This window comes from Pseudonocardia zijingensis (assembly GCF_042657305.1).
Lineage (GTDB): Bacteria > Actinomycetota > Actinomycetes > Mycobacteriales > Pseudonocardiaceae > Pseudonocardia > Pseudonocardia zijingensis.
Window position 1 is genome coordinate 1 of sequence record NZ_JBHSKO010000046.1, and the last position, 21,058, is coordinate 21,058.

Genomic DNA, 21,058 nt, shown 5'->3' on the forward strand with positions numbered 1-21,058 from the left:
GCCCCGGGGGGGACCTTCGCAGCCGGCTGACCGGGCTCGCCCACCGCATCGATCCGCACACGAGGGTGCGTTCCGCGGAACCCGACAGGAGGATGATCCGCGCGAGCCACACCCCACGGTCGCCGCGCCAGCAGCACCTCGGGCGACGTCGCTGCCCTGCGGCGCAGAGGCACCAGCGCGACCAGCACGCGAGGGCGGGTTCCGCGGAACCCGACGGGAGGGCTTTACCGGCGTGAGTCGCACTCGGCGGTCGTGGTCGCGGCAGTGGTGTGCCGCTCGGTGATTCGCCTCCGCAAGGTCTGTGCGCGGATGTGTTCAGCTGAACACGCGGAGGGAGCCCGCAAGGCCCGCCCGCGGTGCTTGATCGCCAGTCCGGCGCGTTTCCGACAGCAGGCGTCGGGGAACGCGCCAGATCGGTGATCATGGCGCGTTCCGGGCACCGCTCAGCCCGCACCCGGGCCGGGGTACGGGCTGTCGCCGGCCGCGATCGCGGCGAGCGCGGCCTCGTGCACGCCCTGCAGGAGCCGGAACAGGCCCGGTCCGAAGCTGACCCGCGCGACACCCGCGTCGGCGAGCTCGCGCAGCGACGGCCCGCCGGGGAGGAAGGCGACGTTGACGGGTGCGCCGATCCCGTCGACGAGCTGCCGCACCTCGGCGGGGTCGAGGCGGTCGATGATCAGCGGGTAGACGCAGTCGGCGCCCGCCTCGACGTAGGCGCGGCCCCGGCGCACGGCCTCCGCGATGCGCTCCTCTCGGGAGCCGGCGCCGTGCAGGAACACGTCGACGCGGGCGTTGACCACCAGGTGGGGCGCGGCCGCCCGGACGCCCGCGAGGAGCGCCACCTGGTCCTCGACGGGAACGAGCTGCCCGGTGGCGGGGTCGGAGTCCTCCAGGTTGCAGCCGATCGCGCCGGCCTCGGCGAGCCGGGCGCCGATCTGCGCCGGGGGCAGCCGGTAGCCGCGCTCGACGTCGGCGGTCACGGGGACGTCGACGGCGCGGGTGATCCGGGCGAGGGCGGCGAACACCTCGTCGGGCGGGGTGCCTTCCGCGTCGTCGTAGCCGAGCGCCGGGGCCATCGCCGCGCTGGCGGTGGCGACGGCGGGGAAGCCGGCCGCGACGACCGCGCGTGCCGTCGCCGCGTCCCACGCGTTCGGCAGGATCACCGGCGTGCCCGGCACGTGCAGCGCGCGCAGCCGGTCGGCCCGGTCCGCGGCGGCGGTCACAAGGCCCGCCTCGGGATGTGGTGGCCGGGCGTGGCGCGTGCCGGGATCGCCACCCGGTTCCACGTGTTGATCATCGCGACGACCCAGACGAGCGCGACCAGCTCGTCCTCGGTGAAGTGCGCGGACGCGGCGTCGAGCGCGCTGTCGACCGCGGCGTGGTCGAGCGTGGTGGCGGCCTCGGCGTACGCGAGGGCCGCGCGCTCGCGGGCGGTGAAGAACGGCGTCTCCCGCCAGGCGGACAGGGCGTGCATGCGCTGGTGGGTCTCCCCCAGCGCCTCGGCGTCCAGGACGTGCATGTCGATGCAGTAGGCGCAGCCGTTGACCTGCGACGCCCGGATCTTCACCAGCTCCACGAGCCCGGGCTCGAGCCCCTGCTCCTCGGTGGCGCGCGTGAACTGCTCCATCGCCTGCAGGACCGGGCCGCCCGCGTACTTGCGCAGGTCGAACCTCGGCGGGACCGCGACGCGCTCGGCGGGCGGGCCGTCGGTGGTGGTGGTTTCCGTGCTCACGTCGTCGACGGTAGAACCACTTGGACCACTTGTTATGGTCCATTGCTGTGGCTTCTGAGTGGGCCAATCCCGCGGGGCTCGACCTGCACGTCGACTTCGACCCGGACGCCGCGGGCGGGCGCCGTGCGGGACTGGAGCTCGCGTTGCGCACCGCGATCCGCGACGGGCGGCTCGCGCCGGGCGCGCGGCTGCCCGCCACCAGGGCCCTCGCCGAGGAGCTCGGCGTGGCCCGGGGCACGGTGACGGCGGCGTACGGCCAGCTCGTGGCGGAGGGCTACCTGGCGGCGCGGCGCGGGGCGGGCACGGTGGTGGCACGGGCGCCCGACCACGGCTCGCGGGAACGGGGCACGCGGCCGGAGCCACCCCGGGTGCGGCACGACCTGTACCCGGGGCGGCCGGACGTGTCGGCGTTCCCGGTGCAGGCGTGGCTGAACGCGGCGCGGCGGGTGCTGCCACGGGTGGAGCCCGCGGCCTTCGCGCTCGACGACCCGCGCGGGCGACCGGAGCTGCGCACGGCGCTCGCCGAGTACCTCGGCCGGACGCGCGGAGTGGTCGCCGATCCGGACGACATCGTCGTCACCTCGGGCTTCCTGCAGGCGCTCGGACTGGTCGCGCGGGTGCTGCACGACCGGGGCTGCACGCACGTGGCGATGGAGGACCCGTGCGTGCCGTTCCACCGCGAGGTGGTGCGCCGGGCAGGCCCGGAGGTCGTGCCGCTGCCGGTGGACGGCGTCGGGGCCGCGGGCAGCGTGCCCGCCGACGCGGGGGCGGTCGTGCTGACCCCGGCCCACCAGGCCATGCTCGGCGTGGTGCTCGGGCCGTCCCGCAGGCGCCGGTTGCTCGACTGGGCGGCGTCGACCGGCGGGCTGCTGCTGGAGGACGACTACGACGGCGAGCTGTCCCACGACCGGCAGCGGATCGGGGCGCTGCAGGGCATGGCGCCCGGGCACGTCGCGTACGCGGGGACGGCGTCGAAGACGCTCGGCCCGGCGGTCCGCCTGGGCTGGCTGGTGCTGCCGCGGCGGCTCGTGGACGCCGTGGCGGAGGCGAAGTTCTACGCCGACGCGCAGACCGAGTCGATCGGGCAGCTCGTGCTGGCCGAGCTCATCCACCGCCACGACTACGACCGGCACGTGCGCGCGCAGCGGCTGAAGTACCGGCGCAGGCGCGCGCAGCTGCTGCGCCGGCTGGCGACGGAGGTCCCGGCCGTCCGCGTGCACGGGGCGGCGGCCGGGGTGCAGGTGCTGCTTGAGCTGCCGCCCGGCGGGCCGGGCGAGGCCGAGGTCGTGGCCCTCGCGGCGGGCCGCGGCGTCCGGGTCGCGGCACTGGGACCGGCGTGGCATGACCAGCGGGCGGCGGCGTCCCGGCGCGGGATCGTCGTCGGCTATGCCACGCCCGCCGATCACGCCTGGGCGGCCGCCCTCGACGCGCTGGTGGACGTGCTGCGGTCCGCGTTCGGCCGCTGACGCTCGCCACCGGGGGACGGGGACGGCATGCTGGCCCCATGGGCGCAGCCGACCCCACCGAGGAGCACCGCGCGATCGTGCGCCGGGCCTTCGAGGCCTGGCAGGAGGGCACGCGACCGATCACCGACCTGTTCGCCGCCGACATGGTGTGGCGGATCGAGGGGCACTCGGTCGCCTCGCGGGAGTACGCCTCCACGCAGGAGTTCGTCGACGAGGTCCTCGCGCCCTTCGGTGCCCGGTTCAGCGCGGGTGAGCGGTTCTGGCCGCGGACGATCCGCGCGGTCCTCGCCGACGGCGACACGGTGGTGGTGCTCTGGGACGGCCACGGCGTCGCCAACGACGGGCGGCCCTACGACAACACCTACGCGTGGTTCCTGCGCCTGCGCGACGGGAAGGTCGTCGAAGGCACGGCGTTCTACGACAGCATCTCCTTCAACGACCTCTGGGAGCGGGTCGCACCGGCGTAGGCGAAGCTGGGCGCATGAGGTACGTGGTGATCGGGGCGGGCGCCATCGGAGGCACGATCGGCGGGCGGCTGGCCGAGGCCGGGAGCGAGGTCGTGCTGGTGGCGCGCGGGGCGCACCTCGCGGCGTTGCGGGAGTCGGGGTTGCGCCTCGACGACCCGGAGCGCTCGCGGACGTTGCGGCTGCCCGCCGCCGGCGGTGTGGACGAGGTCGACTGGCGGCCGGGTGACGTCGCGCTGCTGTGCACGAAGACGCAGGACACCGAGGCGCTGCTCGACGCGCTGCGCGCCGTGGCACCGGACGTGCCGGTGGTGTGCGCGCAGAACGGCGTGGCCAACGAGCGGTTCGCGGCGGCGCGGTTCGCGCAGGTGCAGGCGATGTGCGTGATGCTGCCCGCGGAGCACCTGACGCCGGGCCGCGTGGTGGCCTACTCGGCGCCGGTGCCGGGTGGCCTGGACGTCGGCCGGTATCCGGACGGCGTCGACGAGCTGTCGGAGCGGATCGCGGCCGACCTCGCGGCGGCCGGGTTCAGCTCGCTCGCCGACCCCGTCGTGATGCAGGCCAAGTACCGCAAGCTGCTGCTCAACCTCGCCAACGCGGCCGAGGCGGCGTGCGGCCCGCAGAGTCCCGGCCTCGCCGAGCTCGCCGCGGCGGCCCGCGAGGAGGGCGAGCGCTGCCTCGCCGCGGCCGGGATCGCGGTGCTGTCCGTCGAGCAGGAGCGGGCCCGGCGCAACGGGCTGATCAACGAGCGGCCGGTGGACGGGGCGTCGCGCGGCGGCGGGTCCACGTGGCAGAGCCTGCGACGTGCCACCGGTTCCGTCGAGGCGGCCTACCTGAACGGCGAGATCGTCGATCTCGGGCGCCGCCACGGGGTGCCGACCCCGGTCAACTCGCTGCTCCTCGAGACGGTGACCCGGATGGCCGACGGCGCGGAGCCGCCGGGCATCCGCGATGCGCGGGAGTTGCTCGTCGCCGCGCGATGAATCGGGCGGGTCGGGGGAGTCACGTCCTCCTGGGCAGGCGCTGCGGTCTGCCCGGGAGAGGAGAGACGAACCGATGACCACGCACAGCACGACCCACCCGGCGCCCGACGTCGTCGACCGGCGCACCTGGCAGGCCGAGCTCGACCGGTTGCTGGTCCGGGAGAAGGCGCACACCCACGAGGGCGACGCGATCGCCGCCGCCCGGCGGCGGCTCCCGATGGTGGCAGTGGACCCGCAGGTCCCGCTGGTCGGGGCGCGGGGCCCGGTGCCGTTGATCGAGGTGTTCGAGGGCCGGGAACAGCTGCTCGCGTACTTCCACATGTGGCACGACGGGCAGCCCGCTCCGGGGCAGTGCGAGGGCTGCACGTTCTTCACCGGCCACGCGCTGGAGCTGTCCTACCTGCACAGCCGCGGCGTCACCTACGCGACGTTCTGCCAGGGCCGCTACGCCGAGAGCGCCCGCTACCGGGACTTCATGGGCTGGGAGATGCCGTGGTACTCCGCCCGCGACTCGGGGGACGCGCTGCTCGGCGGGCGCCACTTCGGCTTCTACGCCTGCTACCTGCGCGTGGGCGACCGGGTGTTCGAGACCTACTGGACGACGGGTCGCGGCACCGAGGCGGGCGCCACCAGCTACCACCTGCTCGACCTCACCGTGTACGGCAGGCAGGAGACCTGGGAGGACTCGCCGACGGGCTGGCCGCAGCCCTACGCGGAAGCGGGTGAGCAGTTCCGGCGGGACGGCCGGCCCACGGCGCAGTGGTCCCGGCTCGCCGCGGGGCGCTCGGACGACCTCACGTCCGGTTGACTTCCGGCTGATCGTCGCTGAGGGTCGAAGCCCGGGTGACATCGACGGGGAATCGACGCGGAGGAGACCGGATGAGGGTCGCACTGGGGGCCGACCACGCGGGGTTCCCGCTGAAGGGGTTCGTGCGGGACGCGCTGGAACGCCTCGGGCACGACGTGCTCGACTGCGGCACCGACAGCGAGGACCCGGTCGACTTCCCCGACATCACGGAGGCGACCTGCCGGCGGGTGCTCGACGGCCGCGCCGAGCGGGCCGTGCTGGTGTGCGGGTCGGGGGCGGGCGCGATCATGGCGGCGAACAAGATCGCCGGCATCCGGTGCGCGCTCGCCCACGAGCCGTACTCCGCCCACCAGGCCGTCGAGCACGACGACGCGAACGCGATCGCGATGGGCGCGTGGCTCGTGCCGCGCGCCCTGGTGGAGGAGATCCTCGACCGGTTCCTCTCCGCCACGTTCGACTGCGACGAGGACACGGTGCGGCGCGTCGCGAAGCTGAACGCCCTCGAGGCGCGGTGATCCCCGCTCCTTGACCACTTGTCATACAGGTTCTATCGTCAGTCGGAACGTGGATTCCGCCTGTCGGAAGGGACTGGATGAAGATCACCGAGGTGGTGCCGTGGCTGATCGGCTCCGAGGGCACCGGCTGGGGCGAGTACCTGTTCGTCGAGGTGCGCACGGACGAGGGCATCAGCGGCTGGGGTGAGATCACCACCACCACGCCCACGGCCAACCGGGCGATCGCGTCGATGGTGCGGCAGGTGACCGACCTGATCGCCGGGGACGACCCGGCGCGCATCGAGGACACCTGGCACAAGATCTTCCGGGCCTTCACCTACATGGGCAGCCGCGGCGCGGGCACGAACGTGGTCAGCGCCGTCGACATCGCGCTGTGGGACATCCGCGGCAAGGTCCTCGGCCTGCCGGTGTACGACCTGCTCGGCGGGCGGGTCCGCGACGACCTGCTGATCTACACCCACCCGAACCAGCGCCGGTTCGGCACCCGGGAGGGGGTGGTCGAGGAGATCCGCGCGATCGTCGACTCCGGCCACACCGGCATCAAGTTCGACCCCTACCCGCACCAGCCGGGCGTGCCGCTGGCCAACGACCGCTACCTCGACGGCCGGATGAGCCGCACCGAGGAGCGCCAGGCCATGGAGCTCACGGCGCTGATCCGGGAGACCGCCGGTCCGGACGTCGAACTGCTGATCGACGCGCACGGGCGGTTCGACGTGCCCACCGCGATCCGGCTGGGCCAGGCGCTGGACGAGCTCGGCGACATCCACTGGTACGAGGAGCCGGTGCCGCCGGAGAGCTACCACGCCCTCGCCCAGGTGCGTGAGCGCGTGCAGGTGCCGATCTCGGTCGGCGAGCGGCTGCACACGCGGTGGGACGTCGTGCCGGTGCTCGAGAAGGGCCTCGCCGACTTCCTGATGCCCGACGTCACGTGGACCGGCGGGATCTCGGAGCTGAAGAAGATCGCCACCATGGCGGAGGCGTACTACGTGCCGGTGTCACCGCACGACGCCGCGGGCCCGGTCAACCTCGTGGCGGGCGGGCACGTGATGGCCACGGTGCCGAACTTCTACCGGATCGAGTCGAGCACGTTCGACCTGCGCGGCTACAACCAGTTCCTCACCGAGCCGCTCGACAACCGCGGCGGCAGGCTCCGGCTGCCCGACGCGCCCGGGCTGGGGCTCGACTTCGACCTCGACCACCTGCGCACCAACGCCCGCGACGGGTTTCACGGCTGATCGGGTCGCGCGCCGAGCATCCGCAGGGCGAGGTCGGCGTAGGCGTCGCCGAGGCCCTCGGGTGTGTCGGCGCCGTCGAGCCGGTACCAGCGCACGAGGTCGACGCCCAGCGACAGCACGGCGCGCACCGCGTGGTTGACGTCGGGCACGTCGAGGACGCCCTCGCGGCTGCCCCGTTCCACCGCGGAGCGCATCAGGGCGGCGAAGCGCTGCCGCAGGTCCAGCACGACGTCGAGGTGCTCGGGGGCGAGGCCCGCCAGCTCGTACTGGCAGACGCGCGCCACCGTGTGGTGGCGGGCGTGCCAGGTGACGTGGGCGGCTACCAGGTCCCGCACGAGCCGCCGGGCGTCGCCCTCGTCCGCCCGGGCCTGCAGCGCTTCGAGGGCCCGCTGGTGCCCCGTGCGGGCGATCTCGAACAGCACCTCCTCCTTCGAGGGGAAGTGCACGTACAGCGCGCCGGGGCTGAGGCCGACGCCGGCGGTGATGTCGCGGGTGGTGGTGGCGTGGAACCCCGTCCGGGCGAAGCACACCACCGCTGAGCTCAGCAGTGCGCGGGCGACCGGCGCCGTGTCCTGCGCCCAGAACCCGTCCGGCACGACCGGCTCGAGATCGGCCACGAGCTGCGCCGCGGCCGCCGCCGGACGCCGTCCGCCGCCGCGCCTGCGCTCCCCCTCCGCCATCTCCGCCCCTCCCCCGGGCTCCGCTTGACACCGCCGGGACTCGAGGTAACTATGCGCTCAGTAAGCCGGGCCCGACAAGCGCTGCCGACGACGACGTAGGTGGAGACGAGGTCGCGATGCGAGCACAGGTGACGAACCGCAAGCCTCGGGTCGTACTGGAGGGCTACTCCTTCCTGGAGTGCCCGCGGTGGCGCGACGGCCGGCTGTGGCTGTCGGACTTCTACACCAACCAGGTGCTCACCACCGACGGGCGCGGCGGCGCCGAAACCGTGGCCGAGGTGCCCCAGCAGCCCTCCGGGCTCGGTTTCCTCCCCGACGGGCGGGCGCTCGTCGTGTCGATGCGCGACCACCGCCTCCTCGTCCGCGACGAGGAGGGGCGGCTGAGCGAGCACGCCGACCTGTCCGGCGCGGTCACCGGCTTCCTGAACGACATGCTCGTGGACGAGCGCGGGCGCGCCTACGTCGGCAACTTCGGCTTCGACCTCATGGGCGGCGAGCCGCTGCGGTACACCACGCTCACCCGGGTCGACCCCGACGGCACCGTCACCACCGCGGCCGAGGACCTCGGCTTCCCCAACGGCATGGTGCTCCTGCCCGGCGGCGTGCTGGTCGTCGCCGAGACGTTCGCCGGCCGGCTCACCGCGTTCGACGTGGCCGACGACGGCACCCTGCACGGCCGTCGGGTGTGGGCGCAGTTCGGCGAGACGCCGCAGACCCAGGACATCGGAGAGGCGGTGGCGCAGCTCGAGGTGGCACCGGACGGCATCTGCGCCGACGCCGAGGGGTCGATCTGGGTGGCCGACGCGCTGCACAACCGGGTCCTGCGGGTGCGGGAGGGCGGCGAGATCCAGGAGGAGATCCCGGCAGGCACCGGGGTGTTCGCCTGCATGCTCGGCGGCGACGAGGGCCGCACGCTCTACATGTGCGCCGCCCCGTCCTTCCCCGAGCACGAGCGCAGGCCGGTGCGGGAGGCCCAGCTCCTGGCCGTCGACGTCGACGTCCCCCACGGAGGCCTGCCCTGATCCGTCCGCGAGTGAAATGGAGGACCCCATGGAGGTGTCCTGCGCGTTCCCGACCGCACTGAGTTCCCCGGACGACATCGCGCTTGCCGAGGAGCTGGGGTACGACCGGGCATGGGTCTACGACACGCCCCAGCAGAGCCCGGACGTCTGGATGACGCTGGCGCTGGCCGCGGAGCGGACGGAGCGGATCGGCCTCGGGCCGGGGGTGCTGGTGCCCAGCCTGCGCCACCCGATGGTCAACGCGGCCGCCACCGCCACCCTCGCCGCGCTGGCGCCCGGCCGGGTGGCGATCGCCTTCGGCACCGGGTTCACCGGGCGCCGGGCCATGGGGTACCGCGCGATCACCTGGGCGTACATGGAGTCCTACCTGCGCGCCTACCGCGGCCTGCTGCAGGGCCACGTCGTGGAGTGGGAGGGGGCGCAGATGCGGATGCTGCACCCCGACGGGCACGCCCCGGCCCGGCCCGTCGACGTGCCGATCCTGGTGGGTGCGCTGGGCCCCAAGGGCCACGAGGTGGCGAAGCGGCTCGGCGACGGCCTCTACGTCACCCTCCAGCTGCCCGACTTCGCGAGCGAGTACGACTGGGTGCCCTACCTCGTGTGGGGCACCGTGCTCGACGAGGGCGAGGCCACCGGCACCGAGCGCGTGCGGCGCACCGCGGGCCCCGGCTGGGCGCTGGCCTACCACGGCGCCTACGAGTTCGGCGGCGCCGAGGCGGTCCGGGCGCTCCCCGGCGGCCCGGAGTGGATGGACGTCGTGGAGCGCTCACCCGGCGCGCTGCGCCACCTCGCGGTCCACTCCGGGCACTGCGTCGAGCTCGGGGAGGCCGACCGCGCGGCATGGGACGCGGGCGGCCACACAATGCTCGCCGACGTCACGATGAGCGGCACCCCCGACGAGATCCGGCGCAGGCTGGACGAGGCCGCCACCCGGGGCGTCACCGAGATCGTGTTCCAGCCGTGCGGGCCCGACACCCGGCGCGAACTCGAGCGCTTCCTGGACGCCGCGCGGCCCTGATCCGGCCTCAGCGGTAGACGAGCGACCCGTCGGCGAGATCGGCCTTCGGCAGGATCTCCTGCTCCTGCTCGTGCTCCAGCATGTGCGTCCACGGCTCGCGGTCGCCCTGCTTGAACATCAGGTGCTGGGAGCGCATGACGTACCCGGCGTTGAAGTTCTCCGGATCGGACCACGGCCGCAGCGGCATGTCCTGCTCCTCCGGGCGCAGGCGCGGCACCACGGTGGCGGCGCCCGCGTCGCGCATGTGCGTGAACAGCCGGGTGACGAGGTCGGCCACGAGGTCGACGCGCAGGGTCCAGCTGTGGCGGAAGTAGCCGAACGTGTAGGCCATGTTCGGGACGTCGCTGATCATGATGCCCCGCCAGGTGACCCGGCGGGTGAAGTCGACCGGCTCCCCGTCGACGGTGAACGCCACGCCACCGAAGACCGACAGGTCGAAGCCGGTGGCGCTGACCACCACGTCCGCCTCGAGCTCCTCCCCCGAGCCGGTGCGGATGCCGTGCTCGGTGAACTCGGCGACGGTGTCGGTGACGATCGAGGCCGTGCCCGCGCGCAGGGTGGTGAACAGGTCGCCGTCCGGGACGACGGCGATGCGCTGCTGCCACGGGCGGTACCGCGGCGTGAAGTGCTTCTCGACGTCGGTGCCCTCGGGCAGCAGTGGGCGCATCGCGTCCATGAGGAACGCGTGCAGCTGCTCGGGCGCCTCGCGCGCCGTGCGCGCCAGCCAGTTGACCTGTGCCGCGTACTGGCGGCGCATGATCTCGTGCGTCCACTCCTCCGGGATGTCGAGCTGCTGAAGGGTGGCGGCGAGCTCGTGGTGCCGCGGTGGGGCGAACCAGTACGACGGTGAGCGCTGCAGCATCGTGACGTGCGCGGCCGTGCCGGCCAGCGCGGGCACGAGCGTGGCGGCGGTGGCGCCCGAGCCGATGACCACCACGCGCTTGCCGGTGTGGTCGAGGTCCTCCGGCCACGCCTGCGGGTGGACCACCACGCCCCGGTAGCGGTCCATGCCCTCCCACCGGGGGCGGTGCGGTGTGGCGTGGTCGTAGTAGCCCTGGCACATCCACAGGAAGTCGGCGGTGAAGCGCAGCCGCTCCCGCGTGTCCTCCCGGGTGACCTCCACGGTCCAGCGCCGGTCCGCACCGGACCAGCTCGCCGCGGTGACCCGGTGGCGGTAGTGGATGTGCGGGGCGAGGTCGTCCTCGGCGATCACCTCGTCGAGGTAGGCGAGGATCTCCGCACCCGCCGCGATCGACGGACCCCGCCATGGCTTGAACCGGTAGCCGTAGGTGAACAGGTCGCTGTCGGAGCGCACGCCCGGGTAGCGGTGGGTCCACCAGGTGCCGCCGCGCGCCTCCTGGGCATCCAGCACCACGAACGTGCGCTCGGGGAACCGGTCGCGCAGGTGGTGCGCGGCGCCGATCCCGGAGACCCCTGCCCCGACCACCAACACGTCGACGTGGCCGACCTCCGCCGATGCTGTCCCCGCTGTCCCCGCTGTCGTCGCCGTCATCGCTCGCCCCCGACACGTGATCCGACGTGGCCCCGATCACGGTACGTCGCCCGGACGGTTTACAGCGCTGTAAAGGACTGCTAGAACTCCGCGAGACCCGATCACCCCGAGCGGAGAAGCCTTGTCCTCAGATCCGGCGCGGCCCGCGCCCCACGTCCTGCTGATCATGACCGACCAGCAGCGCGCCGACTTCACCGCGGCCGGCGGCCTCGGGCTCGACACCATGCCCTTCGTCGACGCGCTCGCCGCGCGGGGCACGGCGTTCGCGAGCGCCTACACCAGCTACCCGGCCTGCGTCCCGGCCCGCACCAGCCTGCTGACCGGCCGGTTCCCGACGGCCCACCGGGTGCGGCAGAACAGCCTCGCGGGGGCGGCCAGTTTCTCCGCGGACCTGCTCGACGTCCTGCGGGAGGCCGGCTACAGCACCCACTTCGTGGGCAAGCCGCACGTGCACCGCGGCCCGGAGGACTTCGACACCTTCCGCGGCCCCTACATGCACACCCGCGGGCCCGCGGGCAGCGCCGAGGACGCCGGGCCGAACGCGGAGTTCGACGCCTGGCTCGACGCGCTCGACCACGGCGTGCACCCGGAACCGACCCCGTTCCCCCTGGAGCGGCAGCTGCCGTACCGGATCGCGTCCGGGGCCATCGAGGCGATCGACGAGGCCGACCCGAACCGGCCGATGTTCCTGTGGGCGTCCTTCCCCGAACCGCACAACCCCTACCAGGTGCCCGAGCCGTACTTCTCGATGTTCGGCGAGGACGCGGTGCCCGACCGCGCCGCCGGGCCGGAGGCGATCGCCGACCGGTCCGCGCCCTACCGGTGGCTGCGCGAGCTGATCGAGGAGAAGCGGCCGGGCTACGACGAGGGGTGGCGCCGCTACCGCGCCAACTACCTGGGCATGCTCCGGCTGCTCGACGACCAGATCCGCCGGATCGTCGAGCACCTCGGGCCGCGGGCCGACGACACCGTGATCGTGTTCCTCTCCGACCACGGCGACTACGTCGGCGAGTACGGCCTGCAGCGCAAGGGCGCCGGTCTGCCCGAGTGCCTCGTGCGGATCCCGCTGCAGTTCACCGGACCCGGGATCGCGGCGCAGCGGCGCAGCGAGCTGGTGTCCATGGTGGACGTGCTGCCGACCCTGTGCGAGCTGATCGGCGTGGCCGTGCCCGAGGGCGTGCAGGGGCGCGGCCTCGCGCCGCTCCTCGCGGGCGAGGACCCACCGGCCCGCGAGTTCGACAGCATCTACGCCGAGCTGGGCTACGGCGGCGTCGCCTACGGCGCCGACGAGCGCCCTCCGCTGCACTTCCCCTACGAGGGCGCCACCTTCGACGAGCTCAACTCGGTGACGCAGAGCGGCGGCCAGCGGATGGTGCGGGTGGGCCGGCACAAGCTCGTCGTGGACGCCGACGGCGCGGGCGAGCTCTACGACCTCGACGCCGACCCGGCCGAGCTGCACAACCTCTACGACCACCCCGACCACGCCGGCGTCCGCGCCGAGCTGCTCGGGCACCTCGTGCGCTGGATGGTGCGGGTCGCCGACGACCTGCCGACCGGTGCGTACCGGCCCAAGACCGTTCCCCACAACTGGCGCTGGGCCGCTCCCTCGACGACGACGCGAAGCAGGGATCTCCCATGACAGCACACGTGATCGGCCGCCGCGGCTTCCTCGGGCTGGGCGCCGGGCTGCTCGCCGCCGCCACCGCCGGGTGCGGGTTCGGCGGCGCGGACGCGGGCCTGCGCGTCGCGTGGTACGGCGGCGCGCCCGTGCACGAGGCCCTCGACGCAGCCCTCGCCGCGTTCACCGCCGGCCACCCCGACGCGCAGCTCGCGGCCGAGCGGGCGGCGTTCGGCGACTACTGGGACAAGCTCGCCACCCAGGCCGCGGGTGGCCAGGCGCCGGACGTGTTCCGGATGTCGATGAGCTACTTCACCGAGTACGGGCAGCGCGGCGCGCTGCTCGACCTGGGCGAGGTCGCCGGCAGCATCCGGGTGGGCGACCTCGACCCCTCGGTGGCCGACAGCGGCACCGTGGACGGGCGCGTCCTCGGGATCGGGCAGAGCACGATCACCCACGCCGGCTTCGTCAACCGCACCCAGCTCGAGGCGCTCGGCCTCGAGGTGCCGCAGCGGGGCTGGACGTGGGACGAGCTCGCCGACCTCGCCCGCTCGTTCACCGCCGCGGCGGGCGACGGCCGGTACGGCACCGTCGACGCGGGCGGCATCATGCAGATCTTCGACGTCTACGCCCGCCAGCACGGCACCGACCTGTTCACCGCGGACGGCGCACTGGCCGTCGGGCGCGACGTGATCGAGGAGTGGTTCACCTTCTGGGACGCGCTGCGCCGCGACGGCGTGGCACCGCCCGCCGACGTCACCACCGAGTCGCGGACGTTCGAGACCTCGACGCTGGTCACCGGCCGCGCACCGATCCACTTCGGCTGGGTGCAGCAGGCCACCTTCTACCAGCCGCTCATGCGGGACGTGCTCGAGGTCGTCGCCGTGCCCGCGGGTGCCGACCGGTCGCCTGCCGGGCAGTTCGTCACGGCGCTCGACTTCTGGTGCGTCTCCTCCGAGACCGGCGAGGCCGAGCGAGCCGCCCAGCTCATCGACTTCCTCCTCAACGACGACCGCGCGATCCGGGCCGTCGGGGTCACGCTGGGGATCCCGCCGTCGGAACGGGCGCGGTCGCTGCTCGGGGTCGACCCCGCGTCGGCGGCGGGCAAGGCGATCGCGCTCGTCGATGCCGTGAGCGGCCAGGTGGGCCCCTCCCCCGCCCCGTGGCCGCGGGGGTACGGCGAGCTGCAGGAGACCTTCCAGCGGCTGAGCGACGAGATCGGCTTCGGGCAGTCCGATCCCGCCCGGGCGGCCGCGACCTTCGCCGACGAGGCGGACCGGGTCCTCTCCTCATGACGGCGGGCGCCGTGATGACGGCCGCCCGGCTGCGCGCGAGCCTGCCCGCCTACGCGTTCCTCGCCCCGTGGATCGTCGGCATGCTCGGCATCACGCTCGGGCCGATGCTGCTGTCGCTCTACTACTCGTTCACCGACTACGCGCTGCTCGGCGACCCGCGGTGGACCGGTTGGGACAACTACGCGCGGCTGCTGACCGACGAGCGCTTCCACACCTCGCTGCGGGTCACCGTCGTCTACGTGGCGCTGTCGGTGCCGCTGGAGCTGGCGTTCGCCCTGCTCGTGGCGGTGGTGCTGAACCGCGGGCTGCGCGGGCTCGCGGCCTACCGCGCGATCTACTACCTGCCCAGCCTGCTCGGCGGAAGCGTGGCCGTCGCGATCCTGTGGCGCCAGATCTTCGGCCGCGACGGCCTCGTCAACGACGTGCTCGCGCTCGTCGGCGTCGACGGCCCCGGCTGGGTGTCGTCGCCGGAGTACTCGCTGCTCACGCTCGTGGTGCTGCGCGTCTGGCAGTTCGGCGCCCCGATGGTGATCTTCCTGGCCGGGCTGCGCCAGATCCCGGACGACGTCTACGAGGCGGCGCGGATCGACGGGGCGGGCGCCGTGGCGCGGTTCGTGCGGATCACGCTGCCGCTGCTGTCACCGATCATCTTCTTCAACCTCGTGCTGCAGACGATCGGGGCGTTCCAAGCGTTCACGCCCGCCTTCATCGTGTCCGGCGGCACCGGCGGCCCGTCGGACTCGACGTTGTTCTACACGCTCTACCTGTACCAACGGGCGTTCGGCAGCTTCGAGATGGGCTACGCCGCGGCGCTGGCGTGGGTGCTGCTGCTCGTGATCGGCGTGCTGACGGGGCTCAACTTCCTGTTCCGCCGCTACTGGGTGTTCACCGAGGACGAGCCCGGAGGGGTGCGCTGATGGTCTCCCGCAGGGTGCTCGCCCACGCCGGGCTCGCGCTGGGCGCGCTCGTCATGCTCTACCCGGTCCTGTGGATGCTCGCGAGCTCGTTCAAGACGCAGGCCGAGATCTTCACGTCCGCGTCGCTCGTGCCCGTGGCACCCACGGCCGCCAACTACGTCGGCGGCTGGACCGGGCCGGGCCTGCCGTTCTGGGTCTACCTGCTGAACTCGCTGCTGGTGTGCTCCGGTGTGGTGATCGGCAACATCCTGTCCTGCTCGCTCGCGGCCTACGCGTTCGCCCGCATGCGGTTCCTCGGACGCGGGCCGTTCTTCGCGCTGATGCTCGCCACGATCATGCTGCCGCACCACGTCACGCTCGTCGCGCAGTACGCGATCTTCCGCGACCTCGGGTGGATCGACACCTTCCTGCCGCTCGTGGTGCCCAAGTTCCTCGCCACCGACGCGTTCTTCGTCTTCCTGATGGTGCAGTTCATCCGCGGGCTGCCGCGCGAGCTCTACGAGGCGGCGCGCATCGACGGGTGCGGGCCGTTCCAGATCTACCTGCGGATCGTGATGCCGCTGCTGAAGCCCGCGCTGGTGACCACGGCGATCTTCTCCTTCATCTGGACCTACAACGACTTCTTCAGCCAGCTCATCTACCTGTCCAGCCCGCAGAACCTCACGGTGCCGCTCGCGCTGCGCTCGTTCCTCGACGCCTCGGGCCAGTCGGAGTGGGGCGAGATGTTCGCGATGAGCATCGTCACGCTCGTCCCGGTGGTCGCGGTCTTCGTCGTCTTCCAGCGCCGGATCGTGGCCGGCATGGCGCACACGGGGCTGAAGTGATCGGCGCCCCTATCCTGTGCGGCATGCGAGCCGGTGCGCCCTGCCGATGAGACCCCGCCTGCAGGACGTCGCCGACCGCGCCGGCGTCTCCATGAAGACGGTTTCCAACGTCATCAACGGGTACGTCCACGTCTCCGAGGCCATGCGGGCCAAGGTGCTCGCGGCGATCGACGAGGTGGGCTACGAGCCCAACCTGTCGGCCCGCAACCTCGCCCGCGGCCGAGCGGGGATGATCGCCCTCGTCGTGCCCCAGCTGGACATGCCCTACTTCGCGTCGCTGTCGATGCACGTGCTGGAGGCCGCCGAGAAGCAGGGCTGGGTGGTGCTGATCCAGCAGACCCGCGGCGACGCCGAGAAGGAGCGGGCGGTGCTCGCGGGCCGGTTCGGCCAGCGCGTCGACGGGATCGTGTTCAGCCCGCTGCGGGTGGGCACCGACGAGATCCGGCAGCGCCGGGACCGCACACCGCTCGTCCTGCTCGGGGAACGGCCCGTCGACGGCGTGGCCGACCACGTCGTGATCGACAACGTGGCCGCCGCCGACCTCGCCGTGTCGCACCTGCTCGACCTCGGGCGCCGCCGCGTCGCCATGATCGGCGGGCCGGTCGGCAGCACCGGGACCCACCGGTCCGAGGGCTACGCCGCCGCGCTGACCCGCCGCGGCATCGCCGTCGACCCGGACCTCGTCGTCCCCGTGCACAGCAACCGCGGCGAGGAGGGCGAGGCGGCGATGGACGCGATGCTGGCCCGCCTCGACACACCACCCGACGCCGTCTTCTGCATGACCGACTGGGTCGCGCTCGGCGTGATCCGCTCGCTGCACCTGCACGGGCTGCGCGTCCCCGACGACGTCGCCGTGGTCGGCTTCGACGACATCCCGTACAGCACGGCGTCCACCCCCACCCTGACCTCGATCTCCCCCGACCGGGCGGCGGTGGCGCGCGAGGCCGTCGCGTCCCTCGCCGCCCAGCAGAAGGGGGAGCACGAGCCGCGGGAGATCGAGGTCGGCTTCGAGCTGGTCGTGCGGGAGAGCACGGCCGGCGGGGCCGGGCTCAGGAGGCCAGCCGGTCGGTGACCCACCGGTGGAAGGCGCCGATGTGGTGCTCGCTGGGCACCAGGACCCCGCCTGAGGCGTACGCCTTCGACGACGCGGCGAGCTGGCAGCGCTCGCAGGCGTCGAAGTCCTGCTGGTTGACCCGGTGGAACAGCTCCACCGAGCGCTCCAGGTCCTGCCCGCCGCGCACGACCTCGGGCAGGTAGAGCCAGTCGCACTCCACCACCGTGCGGTCCGGCCCCGCCGGGTACATCCGGTGGAAGATCACGTGGTCGGGCACCAGGTTGATGAACACCTGCGGGTTCACGGTGATCGCGTAGTACTTGCGGTCGTGCCCCTCCACGACCCCGGGGATCACGGTCACGCCCGCGCTCCCGTCGACGGTGAACCCCTGCGCGTCCTCGGCGAACTCCGCGCCGTGCCCCACGAAGTACTGCGCCGCGAACCCGTCGGCGAACTCCGGGAGCACCTCGGTGAGCTCCGGGTGGATCGTCGCGCAGTGGTAGCACTCCATGAAGTTCTCGACGATCAGCTTCCAGTTCGCGCGCACGTCGTAGCTGATCCGGCGGCCGACCTCGAGGTTCTCGATGTCCCAGCCCCGGATGACGTCGGCACCCCCGAGCCGGTGGTCGACCGCGCCCACCACCGTGTCCTCGAACGACGGCGGGTCGTCGGCCACGCAGACCCAGGCGTAGCCCAGCCACTCCCGCAGCGCAACGGGCACGAGCCCGTACTCGCCGCGGTCGACGTCGGGCATCGAGTTGAGGTTCGGCGCCGCGACGAGCCTGCCGTCGAGGCCGTAGGTCCAGGCGTGGTAGCCGCACTGGATGTTGCGCCGCGCCACGCCGGAGCGCTCCATGCAGACGCGGGCGCCGCGGTGGCGGCAGACGTTCAGGAACGCGCGCAGCCGCCCGTCCCGGCCGCGCACGAGGATGACGTTCTCGCGGCCGACGTCGAGCGTGCGGAACGCGCCCGGCGCGTCGAGCTCCGCGCTGCGCGCGGCGGCGATCCAGCTGGTCTCGAAGATCTTCTCCTGCTCCTGCCGGAACAGCGCGGGATCGGTGTAGGAGAGGCCGGGGAGGGTGGAGATCAGGCTCGGGGACACGTCGGTCGGAGCGGACACGCGGCACCTCTCGGGCGAGACGTGGGGTTCAGGAGGATGCGGTGAGAGCGGTGGCGCGCCCCGGCACGACCTGCCGGCGCCACTTGCCGAAGAGCTTCGGCTGGTTCATCGCGAACACCGCGACGAGCTCGCCGTCGCGGCGGTAACCGGCGACGAACCGGCGGTCGCCGGGGTCGCCGTCCAGGACCTCGACCTCGTCGTCGGGGAGGCGGTGGCCCGCGAACTGCAGCCGCGCCCCGAACTGGTCCGACCAGAAGTAGGGGGCGGCCCGCCGCGCGGCCGGTTCGCGCCCGAGCAGCGTCGCGACCGCGGCCGCAGGCTGCTGCAGCGCGTTCGTCCAGTGCTCCTGGCGCAGCTCGGTGCCCGCGAACGGGCAGTGGGAGAACGTGCAGTCGCCCGCGGCCACCACCTGCGGGAGGTTCGTCGCCCCCGCGGAGTCGGTCCACACGCCGCGGTGGTCGTGGTCGACACCCGAACCGGCCAGCCACTCGACGTTCGGCAGCGCGCCGATCCCGGCCACCACCACCTCGGCGGACAGGGCGCGGCCGTCGGCCAGCCGGACCTCCCGGACCCGGCCGTCCCCGCCGAGCCCGCTGACCGGCACCCCGGTCACGAGCCGGACCCCGTTGTCCTCGTGCAGCGCGCTGCACACCCCGCCGACCTCGGCCCCGAGCACGCGGGCGAGCGGGAGCGGGTCCGACTCGACCACGGTGACCTCCACACCCGCACCGTGCGCCGTCGACGCCACCTCGGCGCCGATGAAGCCCGCGCCGATCACCACGAGCCGCCGGCCCGGCTGCAGGTCGCGGCGCAGCCGGATCGCGTTCTCCACCGTCCGCAACGTGTGCACGCCGTCCAGGCGCGCCCCGGGGAACGGCCGCGCCCGCGCCCCCGTGGCGAGCACGACGCCGTCGGCGGCGACCTCACGCCCGGACGCCAGCACCACCCTGCGCTCGCGCGGGTCCAGCCGCGCCGCCGGGTCGCCGAGGCCCCACTCCAGGTCGAGCTCGGCGTCGGCGTCCGTCGTCAGCGCGAGGTCGTCGACGTCGATCGCGCCGGCCAGGAACTCCTTCGACAGCGGCGGCCGGTCGTACGGGAGCCGTTCCTCCGCCCCGATGACGACCACGCGCCCGTCGAACCCGTGCTCCCGCAGGGCACGCGCCGCGGCCAGCCCGGCCAGCGACCCCCCGATGACCGCGACGGTGCGCATCAGGCGGCCGTCTCCACCGGTGCTTCCTCCACCACGCGCACGTAGACGAGCCCCTCGACGACGAGCACCTCGTGCGTGCGCACCGGCTTCTTCGCTGGCGGACCCGACGGCATGCCGGTGCGCAGGTCGAAGCAGGCGGCGTGCAGGGGGCACTCGACCGTGCAGCCCTCGAGCCAGCCGTCCGCCAGCGAGGCGTCCTGGTGGGTGCACGTGTCGTCGATGGCGAGGAACTCACCGTCCACGTTGAACACCGCGATCGGCACTTCGGCCGCGATACCGGCCTCGAGGCGGACGGCCTCGCCGAGCGGGATGTCCTCCGGACGACCGACGAGGATCATGGCCCTCCTTTGTCTCGAATAGCGCAACGCTTCGCGCTATCAGCAACAGGATGAGATCCCGCCCGGGGGCGCGTCAAGAGCTCCACCGCACTTTCGGAGTGACTCCCGCGTAGGGTCGGCGCGTGACGACCGACTCAGCTCGCCACGGCAGGGAGGCTCCCCCGTCCCAGGTCCAGTCGGTGGACCGCGCCATCGCGATCCTGTACCTGCTGGCAGAGCGCGGATCCGACGGTCTCGGCGTCACCGAGGTGGCCGCCGAGCTTGGCGTGCACAAGTCCACGGCCTTCCGGCTCATGACGGCCCTCGAACACGGTGATCTCGTCGAACAGCTCGAGGAGCGCGGCAAGTACCACCTCGGGCGCGGCATCGTCCGACTGGCCGGCGCCACCACCGCCCAGCTCGAGCTCACCACCGAGAGCCGGCCCATCTGCCGGCGCCTCGCCGCCGAGCTCGGCGAGACCGTCAACCTCGCCGTCGCCGACGCCGGCGAGGTCACGAACATCCTCCAGGAGTACGGCAGCTCCGCCGTCTCCGGCCGCAACTGGACCGGCCAGCGCACCCCCATGCACGCCACCGCCAGCGGAAAGGTGCTCCTCGCCTGGGCCGACGACGAGTCCGTCGCCCAGACCCTCGACGGCGACCTCCCCGAGTACACCCCGAAGACGATCACCGACGCCCCCACGCTCACCGCCGAGCTGGAGACGGTCCGCGACCGCGGCTGGGCCTCCACCACCGAGGAGTTCGAGGTCGGCCTCAACGCGCTCGCCGCCCCCGTCCGCAACGCCGCGGGCGACGTCGTCGCCGCCGTCGGCGTGTCCGGCCCGTCCTACCGCCTCACCGTCGAGTCGTTCGACGAGGTCGCCGCCCACCTCGTGCTCGGCGGCCACGAGATCAGCACCCGCCTCGGCCACTTCGGCACCGGCAGGCAGGAGCGGTCGGACAACTGACGCCCGTCCGCGCCGAGAAGCACACCAGCGCGGCCGGCCGACACCGAGGTGCTGCTGACCCTCCGGCGATCAGCCCGAGAAGCACACCACGGCGGTCACCACGACAGCGGAGTGCGATTCGCGCGCCCCGGCCGCGATCAGCTGAACCCACTCATGATCGGCGGGATGCTGCCGGCGCCGGACCGTGGGGTGCGGCTCGCGCGGATCATCCTCCCGTCGGGTTCCGCGGAACGCACCCTCCTGTACGGATCGTTGCGGTGGGCGCGCCGGGTCGTCACGCCGCAGAGGCCACCCTGGCG

The 21,058-nt window shown here is 73.3% G+C and carries 21 protein-coding genes; 14 read left to right on the plus strand and 7 right to left on the minus strand.

Translation table 11 applies throughout. The features are described 5' to 3' along the window. Positions 1-443: 443 nt before the first annotated feature. Together ACFPL3_RS40930 and ACFPL3_RS40935 are read right to left on the minus strand one after the other, a co-directional pair. Complete coding sequence (locus tag ACFPL3_RS40930) at positions 444-1,223, minus strand: isocitrate lyase/PEP mutase family protein (RefSeq protein WP_343946176.1); 780 nt, start codon at positions 1,221-1,223, stop codon at positions 444-446. Next, entirely contained in the window at positions 1,220-1,732 is a 513-nt protein-coding gene (locus tag ACFPL3_RS40935) for a carboxymuconolactone decarboxylase family protein (protein WP_343946177.1), read from the minus strand. The genes ACFPL3_RS40930 and ACFPL3_RS40935 overlap by 4 nt, the downstream gene beginning before the upstream one ends. 47 nt (positions 1,733-1,779) lie before the next feature. On the opposite strand from ACFPL3_RS40935, the gene pdxR reads away from it, so the two are divergent. The 6 genes from pdxR (at position 1,780) to ACFPL3_RS40965 (ending at position 7,203) form a co-directional block, all read left to right on the plus strand. Next, a complete protein-coding gene (gene pdxR, locus ACFPL3_RS40940; RefSeq protein WP_343946178.1) occupies positions 1,780-3,198 on the plus strand; it encodes a MocR-like pyridoxine biosynthesis transcription factor PdxR in 1,419 nt (472 codons plus the stop codon). A gap of 38 nt (positions 3,199-3,236) precedes the next feature. Next, positions 3,237-3,665 (plus strand): nuclear transport factor 2 family protein, encoded by a 429-nt coding sequence (locus ACFPL3_RS40945; protein WP_343946179.1) that lies wholly within the window; start codon positions 3,237-3,239, stop codon positions 3,663-3,665. Between the two features lie 14 nt (positions 3,666-3,679). Continuing rightward, a complete protein-coding gene (locus ACFPL3_RS40950; RefSeq protein ID WP_343946180.1) occupies positions 3,680-4,645 on the plus strand; it encodes a ketopantoate reductase family protein in 966 nt (321 codons plus the stop codon). Between the two features lie 73 nt (positions 4,646-4,718). After that, positions 4,719-5,453, plus strand: coding sequence for a DUF899 family protein (locus ACFPL3_RS40955; RefSeq protein WP_343946181.1), 735 nt, complete (start codon positions 4,719-4,721; stop codon positions 5,451-5,453). Between the two features lie 71 nt (positions 5,454-5,524). Then, a complete protein-coding gene (locus ACFPL3_RS40960) occupies positions 5,525-5,968 on the plus strand; it encodes an RpiB/LacA/LacB family sugar-phosphate isomerase (protein ID WP_343946182.1) in 444 nt (147 codons plus the stop codon). A gap of 77 nt (positions 5,969-6,045) precedes the next feature. Beyond that, positions 6,046-7,203: a mandelate racemase/muconate lactonizing enzyme family protein gene (locus ACFPL3_RS40965; protein ID WP_343946183.1), complete on the plus strand. Its 1,158-nt coding sequence runs from the start codon at positions 6,046-6,048 to the stop codon at positions 7,201-7,203. On the opposite strand, the gene ACFPL3_RS40970 is transcribed toward ACFPL3_RS40965, so the two are convergent. Beyond that, positions 7,194-7,883, minus strand: a complete 690-nt coding sequence (locus ACFPL3_RS40970; RefSeq protein WP_343946184.1) for a TetR/AcrR family transcriptional regulator — start codon at positions 7,881-7,883, stop codon at positions 7,194-7,196. The two genes, ACFPL3_RS40965 and ACFPL3_RS40970, sit on opposite strands and share 10 nt — an antisense overlap. A 116-nt stretch (positions 7,884-7,999) precedes the next feature. Between ACFPL3_RS40970 and ACFPL3_RS40975 the strand changes: the two genes are divergently transcribed. Both ACFPL3_RS40975 and ACFPL3_RS40980 read left to right on the plus strand, forming a co-directional pair. Further along, on the plus strand, positions 8,000-8,905 hold the full coding sequence (locus ACFPL3_RS40975) for an SMP-30/gluconolactonase/LRE family protein (protein ID WP_343946185.1): 906 nt from the start codon (positions 8,000-8,002) through the stop codon (positions 8,903-8,905). A 28-nt stretch (positions 8,906-8,933) separates the two neighbouring features. Next, entirely contained in the window at positions 8,934-9,923 is a 990-nt protein-coding gene (locus ACFPL3_RS40980; RefSeq protein WP_343946186.1) for an LLM class flavin-dependent oxidoreductase, read from the plus strand. A gap of 7 nt (positions 9,924-9,930) precedes the next feature. Here the strand turns inward: ACFPL3_RS40980 and ACFPL3_RS40985 are convergent, their stop codons facing one another. Continuing rightward, entirely contained in the window at positions 9,931-11,436 is a 1,506-nt protein-coding gene (locus tag ACFPL3_RS40985; protein WP_379590911.1) for a flavin-containing monooxygenase, read from the minus strand. A gap of 121 nt (positions 11,437-11,557) precedes the next feature. Between ACFPL3_RS40985 and ACFPL3_RS40990 the strand changes: the two genes are divergently transcribed. From ACFPL3_RS40990 to ACFPL3_RS41010, 5 genes are read left to right on the plus strand one after another with little or no spacing between them, the layout of a single operon-like run. Beyond that, on the plus strand, positions 11,558-13,075 hold the full coding sequence (locus tag ACFPL3_RS40990; protein WP_343946188.1) for a sulfatase-like hydrolase/transferase: 1,518 nt from the start codon (positions 11,558-11,560) through the stop codon (positions 13,073-13,075). Continuing rightward, on the plus strand, positions 13,072-14,349 hold the full coding sequence (locus ACFPL3_RS40995; RefSeq protein WP_343946189.1) for an ABC transporter substrate-binding protein: 1,278 nt from the start codon (positions 13,072-13,074) through the stop codon (positions 14,347-14,349). The genes ACFPL3_RS40990 and ACFPL3_RS40995 overlap by 4 nt, the downstream gene beginning before the upstream one ends. Then, positions 14,346-15,266 carry a carbohydrate ABC transporter permease gene (locus ACFPL3_RS41000; RefSeq protein ID WP_343946191.1) on the plus strand — a complete coding sequence of 307 codons (921 nt, stop codon included), beginning with the start codon at positions 14,346-14,348 and terminating at the stop codon, positions 15,264-15,266. Before ACFPL3_RS40995 ends, ACFPL3_RS41000 begins: the two co-directional genes overlap by 4 nt. Next, positions 15,266-16,090, plus strand: a complete 825-nt coding sequence (locus tag ACFPL3_RS41005) for a carbohydrate ABC transporter permease (RefSeq protein ID WP_343946192.1) — start codon at positions 15,266-15,268, stop codon at positions 16,088-16,090. The genes ACFPL3_RS41000 and ACFPL3_RS41005 overlap by 1 nt, the downstream gene beginning before the upstream one ends. A gap of 46 nt (positions 16,091-16,136) precedes the next feature. Beyond that, positions 16,137-17,162 carry a LacI family DNA-binding transcriptional regulator gene (locus ACFPL3_RS41010; protein ID WP_343946193.1) on the plus strand — a complete coding sequence of 342 codons (1,026 nt, stop codon included), beginning with the start codon at positions 16,137-16,139 and terminating at the stop codon, positions 17,160-17,162. Here ACFPL3_RS41010 and ACFPL3_RS41015 read toward each other — a convergent pair. The 3 genes from ACFPL3_RS41015 to ACFPL3_RS41025 are packed head-to-tail and all read right to left on the minus strand — an operon-like array spanning position 17,140 to position 19,812. After that, complete coding sequence (locus ACFPL3_RS41015; protein ID WP_343946194.1) at positions 17,140-18,264, minus strand: aromatic ring-hydroxylating oxygenase subunit alpha; 1,125 nt, start codon at positions 18,262-18,264, stop codon at positions 17,140-17,142. The two genes, ACFPL3_RS41010 and ACFPL3_RS41015, sit on opposite strands and share 23 nt — an antisense overlap. A 28-nt stretch (positions 18,265-18,292) precedes the next feature. Beyond that, positions 18,293-19,474 (minus strand): NAD(P)/FAD-dependent oxidoreductase, encoded by a 1,182-nt coding sequence (locus ACFPL3_RS41020; RefSeq protein ID WP_343946195.1) that lies wholly within the window; start codon positions 19,472-19,474, stop codon positions 18,293-18,295. Then, the gene (locus ACFPL3_RS41025) at positions 19,474-19,812 is read right to left on the minus strand and encodes a bifunctional 3-phenylpropionate/cinnamic acid dioxygenase ferredoxin subunit (RefSeq protein ID WP_343946196.1); all 339 of its coding nucleotides are present in this window, start codon (positions 19,810-19,812) and stop codon (positions 19,474-19,476) included. Before ACFPL3_RS41025 ends, ACFPL3_RS41020 begins: the two co-directional genes overlap by 1 nt. Before the next feature lie 122 nt (positions 19,813-19,934). Between ACFPL3_RS41025 and ACFPL3_RS41030 the strand changes: the two genes are divergently transcribed. Continuing rightward, entirely contained in the window at positions 19,935-20,759 is an 825-nt protein-coding gene (locus ACFPL3_RS41030) for an IclR family transcriptional regulator (protein ID WP_343946197.1), read from the plus strand. Positions 20,760-21,058: the final 299 nt, after the last annotated feature.

Bases quoted from the DNA above. Each gene is read 5' to 3' on its own strand.
- ACFPL3_RS41025 (WP_343946196.1), bottom strand. From the start codon at position 19,812: ATGATCCTCGTCGGTCGTCCGGAGGACATCCCGCTCGGCGAGGCCGTC.
- ACFPL3_RS40985 (WP_379590911.1), bottom strand. From the start codon at position 11,436: ATGACGGCGACGACAGCGGGGACAGCGGGGACAGCATCGGCGGAGGTC.
- ACFPL3_RS41020 (WP_343946195.1), bottom strand. From the start codon at position 19,474: ATGCGCACCGTCGCGGTCATCGGGGGGTCGCTGGCCGGGCTGGCCGCG.
- ACFPL3_RS40970 (WP_343946184.1), bottom strand. From the start codon at position 7,883: ATGGCGGAGGGGGAGCGCAGGCGCGGCGGCGGACGGCGTCCGGCGGCG.
- ACFPL3_RS41005 (WP_343946192.1), top strand. From the start codon at position 15,266: ATGGTCTCCCGCAGGGTGCTCGCCCACGCCGGGCTCGCGCTGGGCGCG.
- ACFPL3_RS40980 (WP_343946186.1), top strand. From the start codon at position 8,934: ATGGAGGTGTCCTGCGCGTTCCCGACCGCACTGAGTTCCCCGGACGAC.
- ACFPL3_RS41010 (WP_343946193.1), top strand. From the start codon at position 16,137: ATGAGACCCCGCCTGCAGGACGTCGCCGACCGCGCCGGCGTCTCCATG.
- ACFPL3_RS40965 (WP_343946183.1), top strand. From the start codon at position 6,046: ATGAAGATCACCGAGGTGGTGCCGTGGCTGATCGGCTCCGAGGGCACC.
- ACFPL3_RS40975 (WP_343946185.1), top strand. From the start codon at position 8,000: ATGCGAGCACAGGTGACGAACCGCAAGCCTCGGGTCGTACTGGAGGGC.
- ACFPL3_RS40995 (WP_343946189.1), top strand. From the start codon at position 13,072: ATGACAGCACACGTGATCGGCCGCCGCGGCTTCCTCGGGCTGGGCGCC.
- ACFPL3_RS40960 (WP_343946182.1), top strand. From the start codon at position 5,525: ATGAGGGTCGCACTGGGGGCCGACCACGCGGGGTTCCCGCTGAAGGGG.
- ACFPL3_RS40955 (WP_343946181.1), top strand. From the start codon at position 4,719: ATGACCACGCACAGCACGACCCACCCGGCGCCCGACGTCGTCGACCGG.
- ACFPL3_RS40950 (WP_343946180.1), top strand. From the start codon at position 3,680: ATGAGGTACGTGGTGATCGGGGCGGGCGCCATCGGAGGCACGATCGGC.
- ACFPL3_RS41000 (WP_343946191.1), top strand. From the start codon at position 14,346: ATGACGGCGGGCGCCGTGATGACGGCCGCCCGGCTGCGCGCGAGCCTG.
- ACFPL3_RS40945 (WP_343946179.1), top strand. From the start codon at position 3,237: ATGGGCGCAGCCGACCCCACCGAGGAGCACCGCGCGATCGTGCGCCGG.